Origin of the sequence: Bradyrhizobium sp. USDA 4541 (genome assembly GCF_024171085.1) — a bacterium.
In the GTDB taxonomy this organism is placed as follows: Bacteria; Pseudomonadota; Alphaproteobacteria; order Rhizobiales; family Xanthobacteraceae; genus Bradyrhizobium; species Bradyrhizobium australafricanum.
In genome coordinates this window covers 7,245,688-7,266,916 of the sequence record NZ_JALJZF010000001.1, presented here as the reverse complement: position 1 = coordinate 7,266,916, position 21,229 = coordinate 7,245,688, and the positions used below count along the sequence as shown (strand labels likewise).

General features: G+C 63.8%; 12 protein-coding genes. 5 read left to right on the top strand and 7 right to left on the bottom strand.

The window, feature by feature from the left end; translation table 11 throughout:
* The first annotated feature begins 53 nt into the window (after positions 1-53).
* Together J2R80_RS35135 and J2R80_RS35130 are read left to right on the top strand one after the other, a co-directional pair.
* Positions 54-824 (top strand): SDR family NAD(P)-dependent oxidoreductase, encoded by a 771-nt coding sequence (locus tag J2R80_RS35135; RefSeq protein WP_253640203.1) that lies wholly within the window; start codon positions 54-56, stop codon positions 822-824.
* A 114-nt stretch (positions 825-938) separates the two neighbouring features.
* Positions 939-1,202: a hypothetical protein gene (locus tag J2R80_RS35130; RefSeq protein WP_018270873.1), complete on the top strand. Its 264-nt coding sequence runs from the start codon at positions 939-941 to the stop codon at positions 1,200-1,202.
* Between the two features lie 62 nt (positions 1,203-1,264).
* Here the strand turns inward: J2R80_RS35130 and J2R80_RS35125 are convergent, their stop codons facing one another.
* A complete protein-coding gene (locus J2R80_RS35125) occupies positions 1,265-1,639 on the bottom strand; it encodes a hypothetical protein (RefSeq protein ID WP_253640202.1) in 375 nt (124 codons plus the stop codon).
* A 329-nt stretch (positions 1,640-1,968) separates the two neighbouring features.
* On the opposite strand from J2R80_RS35125, the gene J2R80_RS35120 reads away from it, so the two are divergent.
* On the top strand, positions 1,969-2,553 hold the full coding sequence (locus J2R80_RS35120) for a DUF3617 family protein (RefSeq protein WP_253640201.1): 585 nt from the start codon (positions 1,969-1,971) through the stop codon (positions 2,551-2,553).
* Positions 2,554-2,819: 266 nt separating this feature from the next.
* Positions 2,820-3,374, top strand: a complete 555-nt coding sequence (locus J2R80_RS35115; protein ID WP_253640200.1) for a DUF3617 family protein — start codon at positions 2,820-2,822, stop codon at positions 3,372-3,374.
* Between the two features lie 44 nt (positions 3,375-3,418).
* On the opposite strand, the gene J2R80_RS35110 is transcribed toward J2R80_RS35115, so the two are convergent.
* On the bottom strand, positions 3,419-3,922 hold the full coding sequence (locus J2R80_RS35110; protein ID WP_229158651.1) for a hypothetical protein: 504 nt from the start codon (positions 3,920-3,922) through the stop codon (positions 3,419-3,421).
* A 174-nt stretch (positions 3,923-4,096) separates the two neighbouring features.
* Here J2R80_RS35110 and J2R80_RS35105 point away from each other — a divergent pair, with 174 nt between their 5' ends.
* On the top strand, positions 4,097-13,774 hold the full coding sequence (locus tag J2R80_RS35105) for a DUF5801 repeats-in-toxin domain-containing protein (protein ID WP_253640199.1): 9,678 nt from the start codon (positions 4,097-4,099) through the stop codon (positions 13,772-13,774).
* 84 nt (positions 13,775-13,858) lie between these two features.
* Here J2R80_RS35105 and J2R80_RS35100 read toward each other — a convergent pair whose 3' ends face one another.
* The 5 genes from J2R80_RS35100 to J2R80_RS35080 form a co-directional block, all read right to left on the bottom strand.
* Complete coding sequence (locus J2R80_RS35100) at positions 13,859-14,872, bottom strand: transglutaminase-like cysteine peptidase (protein WP_253640198.1); 1,014 nt, start codon at positions 14,870-14,872, stop codon at positions 13,859-13,861.
* 219 nt (positions 14,873-15,091) lie between these two features.
* The gene (locus J2R80_RS35095) at positions 15,092-16,342 is read right to left on the bottom strand and encodes an HlyD family type I secretion periplasmic adaptor subunit (RefSeq protein WP_076826192.1); all 1,251 of its coding nucleotides are present in this window, start codon (positions 16,340-16,342) and stop codon (positions 15,092-15,094) included.
* A 14-nt stretch (positions 16,343-16,356) separates the two neighbouring features.
* Complete coding sequence (locus tag J2R80_RS35090; RefSeq protein ID WP_076826678.1) at positions 16,357-18,510, bottom strand: type I secretion system permease/ATPase; 2,154 nt, start codon at positions 18,508-18,510, stop codon at positions 16,357-16,359.
* A gap of 267 nt (positions 18,511-18,777) precedes the next feature.
* Positions 18,778-20,382 carry a TolC family outer membrane protein gene (locus tag J2R80_RS35085; protein ID WP_229190220.1) on the bottom strand — a complete coding sequence of 535 codons (1,605 nt, stop codon included), beginning with the start codon at positions 20,380-20,382 and terminating at the stop codon, positions 18,778-18,780.
* 366 nt (positions 20,383-20,748) lie between these two features.
* The gene (locus J2R80_RS35080; protein ID WP_253640197.1) at positions 20,749-21,207 is read right to left on the bottom strand and encodes a hypothetical protein; all 459 of its coding nucleotides are present in this window, start codon (positions 21,205-21,207) and stop codon (positions 20,749-20,751) included.
* Positions 21,208-21,229: the final 22 nt, after the last annotated feature.

Here is a 21,229-nt window from a genome sequence, read left to right as displayed (position 1 = left end):
ATGAGCATGGTCTTTTCGGAAAACCGGTTTCCACTTTTCCCGATCATGCCCTGATGCCGCGGCTCGACGGAAAGACGGCGCTGGTGACCGGCGCAGCCACGGGGATCGGCCGGGCGACGGCGGCGCTGCTGGCGTTGAGCGGCGCGCGCGTCGTGCTGTTCGGGCTCGGTGAGGCAGAGCTCCAGACCGCCGCGGCGGAGTGCGGAGGGCAGGCGGTCCATGGCGACGTCACGCGTCCGGACGATATCGCAAAGGCCGTCACCGCCTGCGGGGCGTGGCTCGACATCGTGGTCAACGCCGCCGGCCTGATCGTGCCGGATCAGCCGGCCAGCGTCTCCGACGAGGTGTGGGCCAAAACGCTTGACGTCAACCTCACGGGGACGATGCGTGTCTGTCGCGCGTCCCTGCCGCTGCTCCGGCAGCGCGGCGGCGCGATCGTGAACGTCGCCTCGGTTGCCGCGTTCAATGCCAGCCCGGACAGCGCAAGCTACGCCGCCAGCAAGGCGGCCGTCGTCGCCTATACGCGCTCGCTGGCCTACGCGCACGGCGCCGACGGCATCCGCGCCAATGCGGTGGCGCCGGGCTGGGTGCGCACGCCGATGAGCGCCCATGAAATGCAGCTGCTCGCGGACCAGAACGGCACCACGGTCAATGCCGAGATTCGCGGCGTCGAACGACGCATTGCCCTGGGAAGGATGGCCGAGCCCGCCGAGATCGCCGCGTGCTGCCTGTTTCTGGCCTCCGACGAGGCGTCCTTCGTGACCGGCGCGGTGCTGGTCGCCGACGGCGGCGGCCGCGCGCCGACGCAGAATCGCGCGGTGTAGGCGGCCGGTTGGCGTCTCGGGCAGGCGGCCGGCACCTGCAGGCGGCCGGCACCTTGATAACGACCGGCGGATTTGGCACTCTCGTGCGGTCACGTCATTCGATCGAGGGGCGTTATGAACAAGTCATTTTCCGTGATCATTGCCGCGGCCGCTTCAATCGTCGTTCTGTCTTCGACGGCGGCGCGATGCGGCGACTACTATCCGTTTGGCGATCCGCCGTACCGGCTGGACTACGTGCAAGAGCCCCAGATCGTATCGGGCTGCTGGAAATGGAATTGGCAGCTGTACCAGTGGCAGGACTACTGCCCGGTCTACGTCAATCCGAAGGCGTATATGTTCTCGCGCTCGTCGCGCGCCGTGCTCCGCACCAAGGGGTGAGGAGAGTTCGGCTGCTTGAGGTGCTCTGCGTCGCGCCCGTTGCAGCGACGCAGAGCGCGCACTCATGAATGCGCGATGGTGCACGCCACCTGGTGGCGCTTGCCGAAGTTGAGCAGCGCGTTTTCCCGGAAGCCGTCCAGCCAGACGCCGCCGCCCGCATAGCGATAGCCGACGCCCATCGGAACGTGCCGCACATGGATGCCACCACGGCCGGTGAGCAGGGAGGCCGTGACCACTTCGCCCTCGACCGACACAGCGCGCGGGCACAGCGGATATTGATGGCCGTTCTCGCAGGTGAAGACGATCTCGGTGCAGGTGCCGACCGGTGCTTTTGTGACCAGGCCAAGGTCCGCTGCCGCCGCCGGCCCGGAGTTGCCGAACAACGTTGCACCCAACGCCAAAATGCCTGCGACCGTGTAGCCAAACCGAATACGCATCAGTGCCCCCTCGTCCAGCGATAGGCTAAGTAATTGAAGAAAATATCTCGCGCTAAATGAGCAAAAAAAACCTCTGAGGTCAAACCTCTCTGCCCAATGCGGTGCGGGGGAGATCGGCCGGCGCCATCGCGAATGGCGTGTCAGGTGTTGCAAGTTTGCTGCAGTAAGTCCGAATTCGGCTGCAAGCTGCCCGGTAGCGTTAATGCGCCTTTACTGGCCACAATTCGCCCTGCAAGTGGTGTGATGTATTGAGTCGTGTTCCGGAGATTGCTTCAATGCGCTGACCGGATCGCATCACGAACGCATTCGGACGGACATCGGGGGTGGGAATGGACTTCCGTGGTGGCATTGCACGTTCGCTACTGACCCTGCTGATTGTCTCATTGCCTGCGCTGGCAGCTCATGCACAGACTCAGGCTCCTCAACCGGCGAACGGCCGGGCAGCGGCGGCGCAGCCGGCTCAGGGCGATCAAGCCTTTTCTGGCCCGAGCTTCCGCAAAGGTCTGTGGCGCTTCGTGCGAACGCTCGATGTGGTCAGGACGGCCAACAAGAACTTCAAGTATCGGATGGTCAACGCGGAGACGACGCGCTGCGTCGACCCGACCCACGCCATGAAGGCGACCTTTGCCTCGGGATCGATCGGAAGCTGCGTCTCGGACAAGCCGGAGAAGGTCGGTAATCAATACACCTTCGGACACCGTTGCGATTACATGGGGACGGTCAGCACCGTCATCACCGTGCGCAGCGACGAGGCCTATACCGAGCTGAACGAGATCAGCACCGGAGAGCATCCCCGGACCGACACGGTCGTCGCGACAAGGATCGGCGACTGCGACGACGGTAGCGCGGCCAAGATTGAGGCCAAGTCCGAGGCCAAGACTGACAAGTCCGCTGCGGCGGCTTTGCAGCACTAGCTGGCAATCAAACGGCAGTGGCGTCGGACGAGGCGTCCATTTGTCCCCGACGACGCAGACGCTGCGCTTCCTTTCGCGCCGAAGCTGCCCCGGCCTGAAGCAACCGGGCATTCACCTTGTTTGGCGCAAGAGCTCGTGAGAGCGTCGAGGAAAGGCCAAGCATTTACGGGGTCTTAACACGAAATGCTCCTGAATGATGTGAGGTTGGACGTGCTTCAAGCGAAGTCACGCGATCCGCGTCAATCGGCCGGTTAGGGATTCAATAAATGACATCGCGTGAGGGCTTCGCCCCGTCGAAGATCTTCGCATCCGCGCTTGGCGTCGTGACCGCGCTTTCGGTGTTCGTGCTCGCCTCCCCGAGCGCCATGGCGGAGGAGGGATTCAGCGGGCCGAGCTTCCGAAAGGGAATGTGGCGCTTCGTGCGGACGCTGGAAATCGCCACGTCCTCGAACGTCCGGCAAACGCTGCTCGAGCGCGAAATGACGCGCTGTGTCGATCCAACCCAGGCGATGAAGGCGACCTTCTCATCTCCGTCCGTTGGAAATTGCCACTCTTCGCGGCCGGAGAAGATCAACAACAAATACGTCTTCTCCAACCGCTGCGACTATCTCGGGCCGGTCAGCACCGTCATCACGGTTCTCAGCGACGAGGCCTATACCGAGGTCAACAAGACCAATGTTGGTCAGGCGCCGCGGACCGACCGGGTGGTTGCCCGCCGAATCAGCGATTGCCACGAGGATAGAGCTTCGCTCAGGCAGCCGGCCTCCGCGCCGAGCGAGGTGTCGTTGCAGCTGGACGAAGCCGAGGGCGAGCCGCTGTAAGGCGATTGGTCGGCGCGCGGGCCTCAGATCGCCGGCAACACCCATCAGATCTTCTGCTGCCCGCCTGGTGCACTCACCTTGACGGTGATCTTCTGAATTTCGGTTCGACCGCCCTGGTACTTGACCTCGATGGTCAGCGCGTCATCGCCGAGAAATTCCGGCGGCGCCTTGTAGAAGGCGACATAGGCCGGCACCTCGAGCGCCAAACAGGCCTTGTAATTGGTGGCCTTCGCCTTCGCCGACTTCACCACAACCTTTCCGGCAGCCGGCGCGGCGACCAGGCGGATGGTCGGCAGCGGGCCCGACGTGCAATCAGGTAACACGTTGAGATAGAGGCCAATCTGGGTGTCCCGGTTGGCCAGGGCGCGAACCTGGCGCTCGACCGTGGTCTCCTGGGGGACAGGTTGTGCGGGGGCTTGCGCGGCCGCCGCGCCGAAACATCCCCAAATCAGGACAGCGGCACACGCCTGAAGAATCACCCGCATCGACTGCTGCTCCAAATCGCCGGGAAGGACGAACGGGGCCGGGGAAATACTGCCTTTGGCCAAGTTAATCCGGCTAAGCCGTTGTTCTTTCAGCTTCGACCTGTCCGATCTTTACCACACTTCCACGGAAAGCATTGATTAACCAAATACATTTCTTGACCGCGGGGAGGGTTAACAATAGCCTAAAACTAAATTTTTCTACAACTTTTCCTCTAATCGCATTTTGCGGAGTTGATAATGCAGGGTTCGTTTCAGGTCGCTCAGGCAACCGGCACCGGCAATTCCACCAATTCGGCTCCCGTACGAATTTACAAGCTGACCAAGCCGCTGACCGATCAGGCGGTGGTCGTCAATCTTGGATACGACCAGAAGGTGAAGGTCGACTTTTCGTCGATCGCCAATGAAAAGATCACGCTGGTTCACGTCGGCGAAAAGCTGATCATCCTGTTCGACAACCAGTCGACCGTCACGGTTGAGCCGTTCTTCGACTCCCGTGCGGATGGACTGAAGAATGTCACGATCGAGATGGCGCCGGGGCGCGAGGTCTCGGTCCAGGAGTTCGCGACCCTTTTTCCGATCAGCACGGACGCCTCCGTGTTGCCGGCGGCCGACAATGGCGGCAACTCGAACGGCAACGCGCAGGCGAGCGGCGCGAATTTCAGTCCGTTCGCGATTGATCCGTTAGCTCCTGTGCCGACCAACGTGTTGGCGCCGCAGGAAGAGTTGCCGAACCTCGTGACCCCTGTGCCGCCGACCGGCTTCGTGCTGGGCATTGCTCCGCCTCCGACCATTTTCGGCAACCCCCTGTCGGCGCTGATTGTCGACGAGAGCTTCCTGACCGCGGCCACCAACCATGGTGTCGCCGGTTCGGGGCTCGGACCCGCAGGGGCAACGGTCGCGTCTGTGCAGGTGTCGTTCAACGTCACGGTACCGGGCGGCCAGCAGTTGCTGACCTATGCGCTGTCGGTCACGACCCCGAACGAAGATTCCGGTCTGATCGATTCGGCGACCGGTCAGCACGTTCTGCTGACGGTCAACGCGGCCGGCGTCGTGGAAGGGCGCACGGCGATCAGTGGCGATCTGGTCCTCACGGTCTCGGTTGACGCCGCGGGTCATGTGACGCTGACCGATCTGCGCGCGGTTCATGAGGCAACACCGGGCAACTTCAATGAAGGGATCACGCTGGCATCGGGTCTGATCACGCTGACCGCCACCGTGACTGACAACAACAATCAGTCGGCAAGTGCGAGCGTCGATGTCGGCTCGCATCTGACGATCCTTGACGATGGTCCGGTGGCGGGCACGGTGACCGGCGCGACCGACACGCTGGTGCTGGACGAAACGCGCCCTGTCGGCAGCGACACCGCGGGCGGCACGACGCCGACCGGCCTCGCCAGCGTGACGGCTGACTTCTCCAACAACTTCACCGGCGGCAGCTACGGCGCCGACGGCGCCGGCAGCACTGCCTACACGCTGCATCTCACCGGCACGAACGTGGCCTCGGGCCTCTATGCGCTGGATCCGACCGACACCAACCCGGCCCATTTCGGGCAGGGTGCGCAGATCGTGCTGAACCAGTCCGGTGACACCATCACCGGCTCGGCGAACGGCACGACCTACTTCACAATCACGATCAACGAGACGACCGGGATCGTGACCTTCACCCAGGTCAACAACATCTGGCATGCCGATCCGACCAACCCGGATGACGCGGCGACGTTGACCCTCTCCAGCGCCAGCCTGCTGCAGGTGGTGCAGACCATCACTGACGTGGACGGCGACAGCGTGGCAACGCCGATCAACCTCGGTGGCGGCGTGTTCACAATTCAGGACAGCGGTCCGACGGCCGGCACGGTGATCGAGAAGGAAGGGCCGGCGGAAACGCTGGTGCTGGACGAGTCGCGCCCGGTCGGCAGCGACACGCCCGGCGGCTTTGCGCCGAGCGGGCTTGCCAGCGTGACGGCGGACTTCTCCCATGACTTCACGTCCGGCAGCTACGGCAGCGACGGACCCGGCCATACGGCCTACACGCTGAAGCTCACCGGCACGAACGTGGCCTCGGGTCTCTACGCGCTGGATCCGACCGACACGACCACTGCAGACGGCGACGGCATCGGACAGGGCGCGCAGATCGTCCTCAACCAGTCCGGCAACACGATCACCGGCTCGGCCGGCGGGACGACGTATTTCACCATCACGATTGATCCGTCGACCGGTATCGTCACGTTCACGCAGTCGAACAATATCTGGCATTCTGACCCGAAGAATCCGGACGATCCGGCAACGCTGACGCTGTCGAGCCCGAGCCTGCTGCAGGTGGTGCAGACCATTACCGACGCGGACGGCGACAGCGTGTCGACGCCGCTCGATGTCGGCACCCGAGTGTTCACGATCCAGGACAGCGGTCCGACCGCCGGCACGGTGACCGGCGCGACCGATACCCTGGTGCTGGACGAGACCCGTCCGGTTGGCACGGACACCGCGGGCGGCACGACGCCGACCGGCCTCGATTCCGTGACCGCAGACTTCTCCAACAACTTCACGCCCGGCAGCTATGGCGGCGACGGCCCGGGCCACACGACCTACACGCTGAACCTCGCCGGCGCGAATGTGGCGTCCGGTCTCTACGCACTTGATGCGACCGATACGACCACCGGCGACGGCGACGGCATCGGGCAGGGCGCGCAGATTCTGCTGAACCAGGTCGGCAACACGATCACCGGCTCGGCTGGCGGCACCAATTACTTCACGATCACGATCGATCCCTCGACCGGGATCGTGACGTTCACCCAGCTCAACAACATCTGGCACTCCGATCCGACCAACCCGGATGACGCCGCGACGCTGACGCTGTCTGGCGCCAATCTGCTGCAGGTGGTGCAGACCATCGTCGATGCCGACGGCGACAGCGTGACGACGCCGCTCGATGTCGGCACCGGCGTGTTCACGATCCAGGACAGCGGCCCGAGCGCCGGTACGGTGATCGCGGCGGCGGATACGTTGGTGCTGGACGAAACCCGTCCTGTCGGCACCGACACTGCGGGCGGCGCCACGCCGACCGGCCTCGACACCGTCACGGCGGACTTCTCCAACAACTTCTCGGCCGGCAGCTACGGCAGCGACGGCGCGGGCAACACGGCCTACACGCTGAAGCTGACCGGCGTGAATGTGGCCTCCGGTCTCTATGCGCTCGATCCGACCGACACCGACCCGACCCACTTCGGCCAAGGTGCGCAGATCGTGCTGAACCAATCCGGTGACACCATCACCGGCTCGGTCGGCGGGACCACCTACTTCACGATCACGATCGACGAGACGACCGGGATCGTGACGTTCACCCAGCTCAACAACATCTGGCACGCCGATTCGACCAACCCGGATGACGCCGCGACGCTGACCCTGTCGGGCGCGAACCTGCTTCAGGTGGTGCAGACCATCACCGATGCGGACGGCGACAGCGTGTCGACGCCGCTCGATGTCGGCACCGGTGTGTTCACGATCCAGGACAGCGGCCCGACGGCGGGCACGGTGACAGGTCCGACCGACACCCTTGTGCTGGACGAGACGCGGCCTGTCGGCAGCGACACCGCAGGCGGCACCGCGCCGACCGGCCTCGATACCGTGACGGCGGACTTCTCCAACAACTTCACCGGCGGCAATTATGGCAGCGACGGTGCGGGCAACACGGCCTACACGCTGAAGCTGACCGGCGCCAACGTCGCCTCCGGCCTTTATGCGCTGGATCCGACCGACACCGATCCGACCCATTTCGGGCAGGGTGCGCAGATTCTGCTGAACCAGGTCGGTGACACCATCACCGGCTCGGCTGGCGGCACCAACTACTTCACGATCACGATCGACGAGACGACCGGCATCGTGACGTTCACCCAGCTCAACAACATCTGGCATTCCGATCCGACCAACCCGGACGATGCCGCGACGCTGACGCTCTCGGCGGCCAACCTGCTGCAGGTGGTGCAGACCATCACCGATGCGGACGGCGACCACGTGTCGACGCCGCTCGATCTCGGCACCGGTGTGTTCACGATCCAGGACAGCGGCCCGACGGCGAGCGCGCTGTCTGGCGCAACGGACACGCTCGTGCTCGACGAGACGCGGCCTGTCGGCACCGACACCGCGGGCGGCACGGCGCCGACCGGCCTTGCCAGCGTCACGGCGGATTTCTCGAACGGCTTCGCCGGCGGCAGCTATGGCAGCGATGGTCCGGGCAATTCGGCCTACACGCTGAAGCTCACCGGCGCCAACGTGGCGTCCGGCCTCTATGCGCTCGATCCGACCGACACCGACCCGACCCATTTCGGGCAGGGTGCGCAGATTCTGCTGAACCAGGTCGGCAACACGATCACCGGCTCGGCCGGCGGCACCGATTACTTCACGATCGCGATCGATCCCTCGACCGGGGTCGTGACCTTCACCCAGCTCAACAATATCTGGCACTCCGATCCGACCAACCCGGATGACGCCGCGACGCTGACGCTGTCGCGTCCGGAAATCCTGCAATTGGTGCAGACCATCACCGATGCCGACGGCGACAGCGTGACGACGTCGCTCAACCTCGGCTCCGGTGTGTTCACAATCCAGGATAGCGGTCCGACCGCGGGCACAGTGATCGCGGCGGCGGATACGTTGGTTCTGGACGAGACCCGTCCCGTCGGCACGGATACGGCGGGCGGCACGACGCCGACCGGCCTCGACACCGTGACGGCAGACTTCTCGAACAACTTCTCAGCCGGCAGCTATGGCAGCGACGGTGCGGGCAACACGACCTACACGCTGAAGCTTACCGGCGCCAACGTGGCGTCCGGCCTCTTTGCGCTCGAAGCGACCGACACGACCACCGCCGACGGCGATGGCATCGGGCAGGGCGCGCAGATTCTGCTGAACCAGGTCGGCAACACGATCACCGGCTCGGTTGGTGGAACCAATTACTTCACGATCACGATCGACCCCTCGACCGGTATCGTCACCTTCACCCAGCTCAACAACATCTGGCATTCCGATCCGACCAATCCGGACGATTCTGCGACGCTGACGCTGTCGGCTGCCAATCTGCTGCAGGTGGTGCAGACCATCACCGATGCGGACGGCGACAGCGTGACAACGCCGCTCGACGTCGGCACCGGCGTGTTCACGATCCAGGATAGCGGCCCGACGGCGGGCACGGTGACAGGTCCGACCGACACTTTGGTGCTGGACGAGACCCGTCCTGTTGGCAGCGACACCGCAGGCGGCACGGCGCCGACCGGGCTCGATACCGTGACGGCGGACTTCTCCAACAACTTCACCGGCGGCAACTACGGCAGCGATGGTGCGGGCAACACGTCCTACACGCTGAAGCTGACCGGCGTGAACGTGGCCTCCGGCCTCTATGCGCTCGATCCGACCGACACCGACCCGACCCATTTCGGGCAGGGTACGCAGATCGTGCTCAACCAGGTCGGTGACACCATCACCGGCTCGGCGAACGGCACGACCTACTTCACGATCACGATCAACGAGACGACCGGGATCGTGACGTTCACCCAGGTCAACAATATCTGGCACTCCGATCCGACCAATCCGGACGATTCTGCGACGCTGACGCTGTCGGCGGCCAATCTGCTGCAGGTGGTGCAGACCATCACCGATGCGGACGGCGACAGCGTGACGACGCCGCTCGACGTCGGCACCGGTGTGTTCACGATCCAGGACAGCGGTCCGACCGCGGGCACGGTGACCGGCCCGACCGACACCTTGGTGCTGGACGAGACCCGTCCCACCGGAACGGATACTGCCGGCGGCACGGCGCCGACCGGGCTCGACACCGTGACGGCGGACTTCTCCAACAACTTTACGCCCGGCAGCTATGGCAGCGACGGCCCGGGCAACACGACCTACACGCTGAAGCTGACCGGCGCCAACGTCGCCTCCGGCCTCTACGCGCTGGATCCGACCGACACCGACCCAACCCATTTCGGCCAAGGTACGCAGATCGTGCTCAACCAGGTCGGTGACACCATCACCGGCTCGGCAAACGGCACGACCTACTTCACGATCACCATCAATGAGACGACCGGGATCGTGACGTTTACCCAGGTCAACAATATCTGGCACTCCGATCCGACCAATCCGGACGATGCCGCGACGCTGACCCTGTCGGCCGCGAACCTGCTTCAGGTGGTGCAGACCATCACCGATGCGGACGGCGACAGCGTTGCGACGCCGATCAACGTCGGCACCGGCGTGTTCACGATCCAGGACAGCGGTCCGACCGCGGGCACGGTGATCGGCCCGACCGACACCTTGGTGCTGGACGAGACCCGTCCCGTTGGCAGCGACACCGCAGGCGGCACAGCGCCGACCGGGCTCGACACCGTGACGGCGGACTTCTCCAATAACTTCACCGCCGGCAGCTACGGCAGCGATGGTGCTGGGTCGACGACCTACACGCTGAAGCTGACGGGCTTGAACGTGGCCTCCGGCCTCTATGCGCTCGATCCGACCGACAAGACCGCCGGTGACGGCGACGGCATCGGACAGGGTACGCAGATCGTGCTCAACCAGGTCGGTGACACCATCACCGGCTCGGCGAACGGCACGACCTACTTCACGATCACGATCAATGAGACGACCGGGATCGTGACGTTCACGCAGGTCAACAACATCTGGCACTCCGATCCGAACAACCCGGACGATGCGGCGACGCTGACGCTGACGCGCCCTGAGTTGCTGCAGGTGGTGCAGACCATCACGGACGCCGATGGTGATAGCGTGTCGACGCCGCTCAACCTCGGCACCGGCGTGTTCACGATCCAGGACAGCGGCCCGACGGCAGGTACCGTGACCGGTCCGACCGACACCCTCGTGCTGGACGAGACGCGTCCTGTTGGCAGTGACACCGCGGGCGGCACAGCGCCGACCGGGCTCGACACCGTGACGGCGGATTTCTCCAACAACTTCACCGGCGGCGGCTACGGCAGCGACGGTGCTGGCAGCACGACGTTTACGCTGAAGCTCACCGGTGCGAACGTGGCCTCCGGCCTCTATGCGCTCGATCCGACCGACAAGACCGCCGGCGACGGCGATGGTATCGGACAGGGTGCGCAGATTCTGCTGAACCAGGTCGGCAACACCATCACCGGCTCGGTCGGCGGCACCAACTACTTCACGATCACGATCGATCCTTCGACCGGCATCGTGTCCTTTGCTCAGCTTAACAATATCTGGCACTCCGATCCGACCAACCCGGACGATGCGGCGACGCTGACGCTGTCGGCTGCCAATCTGCTGCAGGTGGTGCAGACCATCACCGATGCGGACGGCGACAGCGTTTCGACGCCGCTGAACCTCGGCACCGGCGTGTTCACGATCCAGGACAGCGGTCCGACCGCCGGCACGGTGACCGGCCCGACCGACACGCTCGTGCTCGACGAGACGCGTCCTGTTGGCACCGACACCGCGGGCGGCACGGCGCCGAACGGGGTTGTTTCCGTGACGGCGAACTTCTCCGACAACTTCACCGGCGGTAGCTATGGCAGCGACGGTGCTGGTTCGACGACCTACACGCTGAAGCTGACGGGCTCGAACGTGGCCTCCGGCCTCTATGCGCTCGATGCGACCGACAAGACTGCCGGCGACGGCGATGGTATCGGACAAGGTGCGCAGATTCTGCTGAACCAGTCCGGCAACACCATCACCGGTTCGGTTGGCGCGACGACCTACTTCACGATCGCCATTGATCCCGCAACCGGGATCGTGACCTTCACCCAAGTCAACAACATCTGGCACTCCGATCCGAACAATTCGGACGATGCGGCGACGCTGACGCTCTCGAGCGCCAACCTGCTGCAGGTGGTGCAGACCATCGTCGATGCCGACGGCGACAGCGTGTCGACGCCGCTCGACCTCGGCACCGGCGTGTTCACAATCCAGGACAGCGGCCCGACGGCGCCGACAGCGACGGTCAGCGCAGCTACGATCGGCGTGGACGAGACGCCCGGCGTGCAGACCACCGGCGGCGCGAGCGACGTGCTGGGCTCCACTGCGATCACGTTCAACGGTGCCGCCAGCACTGTCGCCGCGCTGTTCAGCACGGTTGCGAACAAGGGCGTCGACACCGATGTGCCGGGAGCGTCACTTGACAACGGTGCGCTCAGCTTTGCCTCGACGGGCGCGAGCAGCATCCTGACGGTGGCCGGGGGCAGCTTCGGCTCTGACGGCGCGGGGTCTACGACCTATGCGTTGAGCGTCCTCAGCGCTGCGTCAGGCCTGACATTGACGGATGGCACAGGGATCGCGCTGTCGCTGGATGCCAGCGGCCGGATCATCGGTACTGTGGGCAACGATGCCGCCAACCCCAGCCTGACGGGCCAAACGGCGTTCGCGATCGCCATCGATCCGATCACCGGTCAGCTCTATGTGGCGGACTATCTCTCGCTCCACCACAACAGCACCGCCAGTCCGAACGATCTGCTGACGATGACGGCCGGCAAGATCGGCGCGACGGTCACGTTGACGGACGCCGATGGCGATCATGTGACGGCCACCGCCGACATCAGCACTCATATCAGCTTCCTCGACGACGGCCCGAGTTTCGGCACGATCGAGCATGGAATCATTGCCGATTACGCGGGAATGTCCGTGCTAGGTAACCTACCCGTGTTCTCCGGCGCCGATGGTTTTGGCGCATATGACTTCACCTTGACTGGAAACACGGCGCCGGCCGGCCTGACGTTCAATGGCCAGGCCGTGCACTATTCCATCGACGCATTTGGACAGAATTTGACGGCCTATATCGGTGCGGCCCCATCGGCAGCGAATAATATCTTCACGCTGACTCTGGATGACACAACCGGTCACTACCTGTTCACATTGCTTCAGCCATTCACGGAGACAACGATCCAGAATGTCGGCAGTTCATCCGCCTTCGGCTCGGGACCCTCGCAAGAGCAGATTCTTTCCTCGAGCACCGATCAGCTGGCGGTTATTTCGGGCACGGCCTCCGGCGGTGCTCAAGGCAGCGTGAACGGATCGACCAATGGTTGGGGCGTCGGCAACAACAACTTCGACCCCAACGAAAAGCTGCTGTTTGACTTCACGGACGGCGCAAGCGCCAGCCCCGGCGGCAACGCGGGGTTCCATCCTCCAGCACACGAATCGGTCGCGAACTACACGTTCAGCGGTTACAAAGCCGGCGACGACATTCACTACGTCGTCTCCTATTGGGACGGAGTGCACGCCGCCTCGATCACATCGGTCTCCGGTGATTTCGATCCTTCCACCCACACCACGGTCGCCACCGAATGGTCGACGCCCACAGCGCCGGCCGGCCTGCAGCTCTACACTGTCCAGTTCACGGACGTGACAGGCAGCGGCAAGGTCGACCTGGTTGGCGTCGGAGTTTCGTCCACCACGAACGTCTCCGAGGATCTGAGCTTCAACGTGTCGACGATTGACGGTGACGGCGACACTGCGTCGAGCACCATCAGTATCAACATCAATGGCACCGCGACCCTGCTGGGCACGGCCGGCAATGATGTCATTGTCGCCGGACCAACCAACGAGACGCTCACTGGCAATGGTGGGGACGACAAGTTTGTTCTCAATCTCAGCGCCCACGATATCATCAGTGATTTCAACAGCGGTGATACGCTCCTTCTCGACGTGGCCGGTCTGAGCCTGCCGACGGGCGTTTCAAACGCCCTTACGGCTGGTCAATTCACGTCATCGGCAGTCACCGGCGGGACCGAGAACAACGCGAGCGCCTGGAACGAAAGCGCAAGCACGAACAAATTCTTCTTCAACAATACGACCCATGAGCTCTGGTACTCGGCAAATGGCACCGGCTCCGACAAGGTGGACCTCGCACATGTGAGCACCGGCTTGCCGGCGGCCACGAACGTTCATATTTTCTAGGTTAGGCTTGCAGCAAAATCGAAAATCCGCGGAGACTTCTCCGCGGATTTTTATTGATTGAATTGTCGCCTTTCTTGCGCGCAATCACATCAGCACGGGCAGGAAGCCCAAGAGCGGGCTTGCCGCGTCCAGCGCTTCTACGCCGGTCCATTCGGTCTCCGCGGCATTGGCGGCCGCCGGCGCCGCGTCGAGCTCGTCGCCGAGCGGGAGGCGCTTGGCATAGGGGGCCGCAAACAGCTGCACGCCGCGGTCGTTGATCGCGAACATCGGTGTGAAGTTGCCGAGCTCGCCGTCATCAATCAGTTCGGAGCGGCGGCTGTCCAGGATCAACCAATGGCCGTCCAGGCGCGCCGCCAGCACGGCATGATCCTGGCGGATGGCGCGATCGCGGCCCAGCACCAGGCGCAGATCCTCGCGCGGGAAGCCGGCTTCGCTGAGCGCGATGTATTTTGCGATCGCATAGTCCTCGCAGTCGCCCTTGCCGGTCGCGAAGGTGGCGAGCGGCGCAGTCCAGCGGTCGGCCTCGCCGTGCTGAGCGAAGTCGCTGACATAGCGGATCGCCTGATTGACGGCGCGGTTGGCCTCATCCAGCCGGTCGCGTCCGGATTTGGACTTGACCGCGCCGATCAGGCGAAGGAATTGCGCGGCCTGCGACGGGCAGCCGGTTGCGCTCTCCCGGCATTGCTCGAGAACGCTCGCCTCCTTTGCGAGATCGGATTCGAGGCTGCGCCATTTGCGCCACAGTCCGTTTTCCGGTGCGCGGAAGGTGAACAGGCCAAACGGCTCGGCGCCGACAGGCGGAAGCGGCTTTGCCGCGGGCACCGCGTCGGTCGCGGTGTTTGGCGGCGTGAGCGAGGCGGTGCGAATGGCGTTCGGACCCCGGCCGCGCTGCCGGTCCAGCTTGGCCAGGACGTCGGCGATGGTGAAGAAGGTGGCAGGCGGGCGGTTCGACGCGGCGTCCGCTGCGGGCGCGAGCTCGCCGGCGGGTTTTCCGAGAGAGAGCTCGTCCGCGGCAAACGCGGCAGGCGTGGCGCAAAGACCGATTGTCAGTGCAGCCGCGGCCATGACCGCCGACGAAGCAAACTTCAGCGACTTCATATGACGTCCCCAATGTCGGGGACCGTCAACGTCTGTGCGTCGATCTGCGTCCCCGCTGTTATCGGGACGCAGACTGGCGCTTTGGCCGCTTAAGCGGAGTTAAGTGGAGGGGGTGCCGCCTCGAATGTCGAAAAGGCGGTCAATCCGGGGTTTGCCGGTTCGTTCGAAATTGAACGAACCGAGGTCACGACCGGTTAACCACGGTCACCGTGGTCCCGATCAGCGTTCGCGCAGGGCCTCGTCACGCAGCAGGCGGGCAGGCTTCACGATGTAGTCCAGCACGGATTTCTCGCCGGTCAGGACCTCGACCGTGGTCACCATGCCCGGAATGATCGGCAGCGGATGCTGCTCGGTGCCGAGATGGTTCTTATCGGTACGCACCATGACCCGGTAGAAGGTCTCCTGGCGTTCGGTCTTTTCCGCCTTGTCGTCGACGATGGTGTCGGCGCTGATGCGTTCGACCTTGCCCTTCAGCGATCCGTAGACCGAGGAATCATAGGCGCTGATCTTCACCACCGCGTCCTGGTCGGGACGGATAAACGCGATGTCCTGGGGACGAATCCGGCCTTCCACCAGCAACGTGTCGTCCAGCGGCACGATGTCCATCAGGTTGGCGCCCGGCTGTACGACGGCACCGATGGTACTGATGTTCAGTTTGTTGACGATGCCGTGGACCGGCGCCTTCAGATCCGTGCGGCGCACCCGGTCCTGGGCGGACTTGATATTCTCGTCGAGCACGGCGAGGTCGGCGCGCGATTTGGCCAGGTCCTCGTCGGCCTGTGAACGGAACGACGCGGTGATGTTCGCGATCTTCGACTGCGCTTCGGCCAGCTGTCCCTTCATCTCGGTTGCCTGCCGATCAAGTCGCAGCATCTCGATCTCGGGCACGACCTTCTGCTCATACAGCCTGCGCGTCAGGGTCTGCTCGCGCTCCAGGAGTTTGAGGGAGCCGGTGAGGCGAGTGACCTGCTGGTTGAGGACGTCGATGTCCTGCGCGACCTTCTGACCCCGCATCTTGAACACGCTGGTCTCGGTCGCGACGGCGGCGGGAACCATCTTGTCGAGATCATCCGGGAAGGCGATCTCGGCTCGGCCGCGCGCCTCGGCGTCGAGGCGGGCCACCCGCGCCGCCATCGCCGCACGGCGCTCGCGGATTTCGCCGAACTCGGAAGCGAATTTCGTATCATCGATCCGCATCAGGGACTGGCCCTGCTGCACGATGTCGCCTTCCCGGATCAGGATGTCGCCGACGATCCCGCCTTCGAGCGATTGAACCACCTGCATCTGCCGCGACGGCACGACGCGGCCGCTGCCGCGCTTGACCTCGTCCAGCACGGCAAAATGAGCCCAGATCAAGAACGTCGCAAGGAGCGCGCACGACGTCCACAACAGCATGCGGGAGGTGCGCGGCGTGCGCAGCAGCGCCGCGGACCGGATATCATTTGCAAATGTGAAATCGGAAGACGCCATAATGTATTTGCTCGTTATGCAGATTTCGGCTGAATCGTATTCTCCGGCGACGGGGCCGCGGACGCCGGCCGGCCCTGGAGCAAAGCGAGCACCTTGTCGCGCGGGCCGTCGGCAACCAGGCGGCCATTGTCGAACAGCAGCAAGCGATCGACCATGTTCAGCAATGACAGGCGGTGGGTCGAAATGATGATGGTCATGCGATCATCATCGAGGCCCTTGAGCCGCTCAAGGAACTCCTGTTCGCTGCGAATATCGAAGTGCGCCGTCGGCTCGTCGAGAAAGAGCACGCGAGGCTTGCGGATCAGAACGCGCGCGAGTCCGATGGCCTGCTTCTGGCCGCCCGACAGGCTGCGGCCGCCTTCCGAGATGGGCATGTCATAGCCCATCGGGTGACCGGCGATGAAGCTTTCGACGCCCGAAAGCCGCGCGGCAAGCAGGACTTCCTCGTCGGTCGCTTCCGGTTTGCCAAGGGCGATGTTGTCGCGCAGCTTGCCGAAGAACAGGTCGGTATCCTGCATCGCAAAGCCGATGCCGGCGCGCAGGTCCGAGGGATCATATTGGCGCGAGTCGACGCCATCGACCAGGATGCGGCCTTCCTTCGGCTCGTAAAATCCGAGCAGCAACCTGCCGACCGTGGTCTTGCCAGAGCCCACCCTGCCGATGATGCCGACCCTTTCTCCGCCCTCGATCTTGAAGCTGACCTTTTCGAGCGCGTTAGCCGGCGCGTTGGGGTAGGCGAACGATACGTTCTCGAAGGCGACCTTGCCGTCTTCGATTCGTCTTGCGACGTAGGACCGGGTCGGCGAGCGTTCCCGCTCGATCGACATGATGCGATCGATCGCCTTGAGGGCCGTGATCGTCTGCGTACCCTTGGTGATCACCGCGGCGATCCCGGCGATCGGCGCCAGAACGCGCCCGGCGAGCATGTTTGCGGCGACCAGCGCGCCGACGCTCAGCTTGCCGTCGAGGATCAGGAAAATGCCGACGATGACGAGGAGCAGGCTCGTAATCTGCTGGGCCGTGCTCGCGCTCGTCAGCGACATCGACGACCAGAAGTGAACGTCCTCGCCGGATCGGGCGGTCGCGGCAACCGAGCGTTCCCACAAGGTCTGCATGCGGGCCTCGGCGCCGGTCGCGCGGACGGTTTCGAGGCCGGACAGGGATTCGACCAGCACGCCGTGCCGTGCGGCGGATTCGGCCTGCAGCCGCTTGATGGCCCGATCGAGCGGACGCTGCAGCAGAAAGCCGATCAGCATGACCAGCGGCAGCATGACCAGCGGGATCCAGGCCAGCGGTCCGGCGATGAGGAACAGCACCCCGACGAAGAGGATGGCGAACAGCAGGTCGGTTGCCGAAACCACGCTTCCGGAGGTGAAGAACTCGCGCACCGAGTCGAAGTCGCGGAGCTGATTGGCCAGGATGCCAACCGAAGTCGGCCGCTGCGCCATCTTCACCGACATCACGTGCTCGAAGATGTTTGCGGCCAGCACGACGTCGATGGTCTTGCCGGTCACGTCGATCATGCGGCTGCGGACCATGCGGAAGATGAAATCGAACACGATGCCGAGCCCCATGCCGATCGAGAGCGCGATCAGGGAGGGGATTGCCCCGTTGGGGATGACGCGGTCATAGACGCTCATCGTGAACAGCGGCGTCGCGAGCGCGAGGATGTTGGTCAGAAAAGCCGCGACCGCGATGTGCCCGTAGCTGCGCCAATGCGTCTTCACCACCGACCAGAACCAGTGGCTCTTGGGGATGTCGCCTGCGGCGGCGGCGCGCGCATCGGCCTGCGGCGCGCTTCTCACCAGGAACGCATAGCCGGTATAGTCCGTGGCGAGCGAGGCGATGTCGGCGACGCGCGGGCTGTTCGGCGTCGCCGGATCAACGACCTTGATCGACTTGTTCGCCGGGTCCACACCCAGAAGGATCAGCGCAGAGCCGTTCTTCATGACGAGGACGGCCGGCAGGACCAGCGCGGGAATGTCTGAAATGTCGCGCTTGACGGCCTCGGTCTCCAGACCCGCGCGCCTGGCGGCGCGGTCGTAGAGCGAAACGGACAAGCGTCCGTCCGTGATCGGAAGTCCGCCGAGCAGAGCTTCGCGGCTCACCGCGCGGCCATGATGGGCGGCGAGATAAGTCAACGACGCGGTGAGGGGATCGTCGCCCAGCGCGCGTGGCCTGTTTGTCGCGGCAGGCTTTGAGGTTGAGTCATCCGGCGAGGGGCGGACGGCGTCGGCCGCCGCGCTGGGGGTGCGAAACAACAACTGAAACCTCGACAAGCAAAATGGAAATGCAGCAATCGCATTAGATTTCGGGCAGACTACAACAAACAGCGAACAAATTCAGCGAAACTTATCTTAACGATTAATAAGGAATCGAAAGGGCCCCGACTTGGGGCCCTTCCGGCAGTCCTGTCCTGAGCTTGTTGGCGGTCACTATCGAGCGGAACTCGGGAAGGCCGACAGCAGCCAGTGGGGCTTGGTCGACGCATAGGAGCTCGCGTTCGCCGTGACCGACGGATCCGCGTAAATCACGTTCGGGCCGTCCGCAGCCGTCTTTTGCTGCTGCATCCATTCCGTTGAACCGGGCACCGCTGCGGTCGTCGTCGCACCGGTGAAACGGTCCGCAAAGCCAACGTCCTTCGGCTGGGTTGCCGCATAGGTCTTGGCAGGACGGGCGACAGGCGCCGGAACGGCGACGTGCAGCGGCTCGGACCCGGTTTGCGGGAGGTTCACGCGAAGAGTCGGGAACGAGTAGCGGGGCAGGCCAATCGAAAGCATGTCCGTCGGCGCAGCATCGACCGGCGGCGGAGCCTTCAGGTACTCAATCAGGGTCCCCATCGCGGCCAGCAGCTGGTAGTCGGCGAAAACGACGACGCTGCGGGCGGAGGTGAGCGAGACCGATGCGTTGAAGAACTGGTTCTGCGCGTTCAGGAGATCGATCAGCGAACGCTGGCCGAGTTCATATTCCTTCTGGAACGCCGTGATGGTCTTCCTGGCTGCTTCCAGCTCACGGGTCAGAGCACCGATGCGGGTAGCCGTAATTGTACGGGCATTCCACGCCTTGTCGATCGACTCATACGCGTCGCGCTGCAGGCGGGCGTGGCGCATGGTGGCTTCGGTATAGCGCTCGGCCTTCTCTGACCTGTTCCAGGCATCTTGGCCGCCGCGGAAGATGTCCCACGACATGACGACCTTGCCGCTGTAGTCCTCATGCGTGATGGAGGGAGTCCCGGGGGTCGCCACGTAGGGGTAGGAGTTGTCGTAATGGGTTGCCCGTCCCTCGAGATAGAATTTCGGGCCGAACGTGCCGTCGGTGGCCTTGAACGCATGCTTGGCGGCGTCGGCGTCGGACTGGGCCGCCGCGATCGTCGAATTGAATCGGAGGGTGGTCGCCAGCGCTTCGTCGCGGCTGTGCGGCAATCCTGCGAGAGGGGCGGGGAAGCGAACATTGATCGGCTCAAGGCCAACAACCTTGCGGTACTTTGCCCGGGCGTCATCGAGGCTGCGCTGGAATTCGGCGAGTGCCGCACGGGCAGCTTCGACGCGCTCCCGCGCTTGCTCCAGGTCGCCTTCGCCGGCCCGGCCACCCGAGAAGCGGGAGTTCACGTTTGCAAAGATCTTCTCGTGGTTGGCGACGTTCTGCTGGGCGAGGCTGACCAACCGGATGTAGCGGACGACGTCCATGTAGCCTTCGGCGGCGTCGAGGGCCAGCAGCTCGGTTCTCTCCTTGACGCGGGAGGCGGCGGCATTGACCCGCGCGGTCTGGCGCCAGACGTCATAGATCGACGAAAAACCGTCCCACAGCAGCTGGCGCACCACGACCGATTCCTGGCTGCCATTGCGCCATGGTCCTGAGCCCACGGTCGGTGCCGCCTGAATGTTCGGGGTGATGAAGCCCGGCGATTGATCGAATTTTTCCGGGCCGTAGCTGGCGTCAATGCGCACCTGCGGCAGCAGTGTGCTTTGGGTTTGCCGCAGCTCGCTTTCCGTCGCCCGCCGGTTCGCCGAAGCCTCGCCGATACCCGGGTTGGTCTGCATGGCCTGGCGTAGAGCATCATTAATAGAAAAAACCTCGGCACATGCTGGCGTTGCCGCCAAGCATAGGCACGCTATGACCGTGTATGCCGACTTCATAATCTCAGCCCCTACTCACAAAAATATTATGTAGAATCCTCCAAAGGGTAACAAAGGACAGTTCCGCGACCTATGACATTTCAGCCACACAGGCGCCCTAAGTGGGGGCCGAACCATCCGAGGTCCAGTGCGCGCAAATCTAAACATTTTTATTAAAATTCAGTGATTTATATGATGTTCTGTGATCGCGCGAACTGGTGCCGAGCCGCAACACCGGGGACCGGAACATGAAAGATCAGTTAAGCCCATCTTAAGGTTGGCGGCAGCCGGCTACTGCTGGCGACAGGTCGCCAGGTAGGTTGCAACGAAGGGCGCGGCCTTGGTGTCCGCGGAGGGGCCTCCCAGTCGGCTCGTTAGTTTGTAGAGCGACTTATCGCCAAAATAGAACCGGAAAATCTCGGCCGTGGTGTCGTCGGTGCGGGTCGCAAAGATCGACGCGGCGGTACGGCGGGCGGCCGCAAAGACGTAGGTCGTGAGCTTGGCTCCTCCCTTGCCTTCTGCCGCGACAGATGTCCCCCAGGTGACCGTGAAGGTGTCGCCATCGATCACGACGGCGGGCCGGACCGTATCGAGATCGTCATCGATCCACTGGGCGTCACCGCCTTTGCCTGACGGGCCGAGCTCCACCCGTTTGCCCCGCGGCGCGTCGCAGGTGAACCGGGAAGGTTCGGCGACCGCGGCGCTCGTCGCCGCCAAGAACAGCAACAGGCAGCCGACCGACCTCCACATGGGTGTTACCCTCTGTTTCGTT

What these genes read in the sequence shown, in the direction of transcription:
- J2R80_RS35135 (WP_253640203.1), top strand. Translation starts at nt 54, where the DNA reads ATGCCGCGGCTCGACGGAAAGACGGCGCTGGTGACCGGCGCAGCCACG.
- J2R80_RS35130 (WP_018270873.1), top strand. Translation starts at nt 939, where the DNA reads ATGAACAAGTCATTTTCCGTGATCATTGCCGCGGCCGCTTCAATCGTC.
- J2R80_RS35125 (WP_253640202.1), bottom strand. Translation starts at nt 1,639, where the DNA reads ATGCGTATTCGGTTTGGCTACACGGTCGCAGGCATTTTGGCGTTGGGT.
- J2R80_RS35120 (WP_253640201.1), top strand. Translation starts at nt 1,969, where the DNA reads ATGGACTTCCGTGGTGGCATTGCACGTTCGCTACTGACCCTGCTGATT.
- J2R80_RS35115 (WP_253640200.1), top strand. Translation starts at nt 2,820, where the DNA reads ATGACATCGCGTGAGGGCTTCGCCCCGTCGAAGATCTTCGCATCCGCG.
- J2R80_RS35105 (WP_253640199.1), top strand. Translation starts at nt 4,097, where the DNA reads ATGCAGGGTTCGTTTCAGGTCGCTCAGGCAACCGGCACCGGCAATTCC.
- J2R80_RS35100 (WP_253640198.1), bottom strand. Translation starts at nt 14,872, where the DNA reads ATGAAGTCGCTGAAGTTTGCTTCGTCGGCGGTCATGGCCGCGGCTGCA.
- J2R80_RS35095 (WP_076826192.1), bottom strand. Translation starts at nt 16,342, where the DNA reads ATGGCGTCTTCCGATTTCACATTTGCAAATGATATCCGGTCCGCGGCG.
- J2R80_RS35085 (WP_229190220.1), bottom strand. Translation starts at nt 20,382, where the DNA reads ATGCAGACCAACCCGGGTATCGGCGAGGCTTCGGCGAACCGGCGGGCG.
- J2R80_RS35080 (WP_253640197.1), bottom strand. Translation starts at nt 21,207, where the DNA reads ATGTGGAGGTCGGTCGGCTGCCTGTTGCTGTTCTTGGCGGCGACGAGC.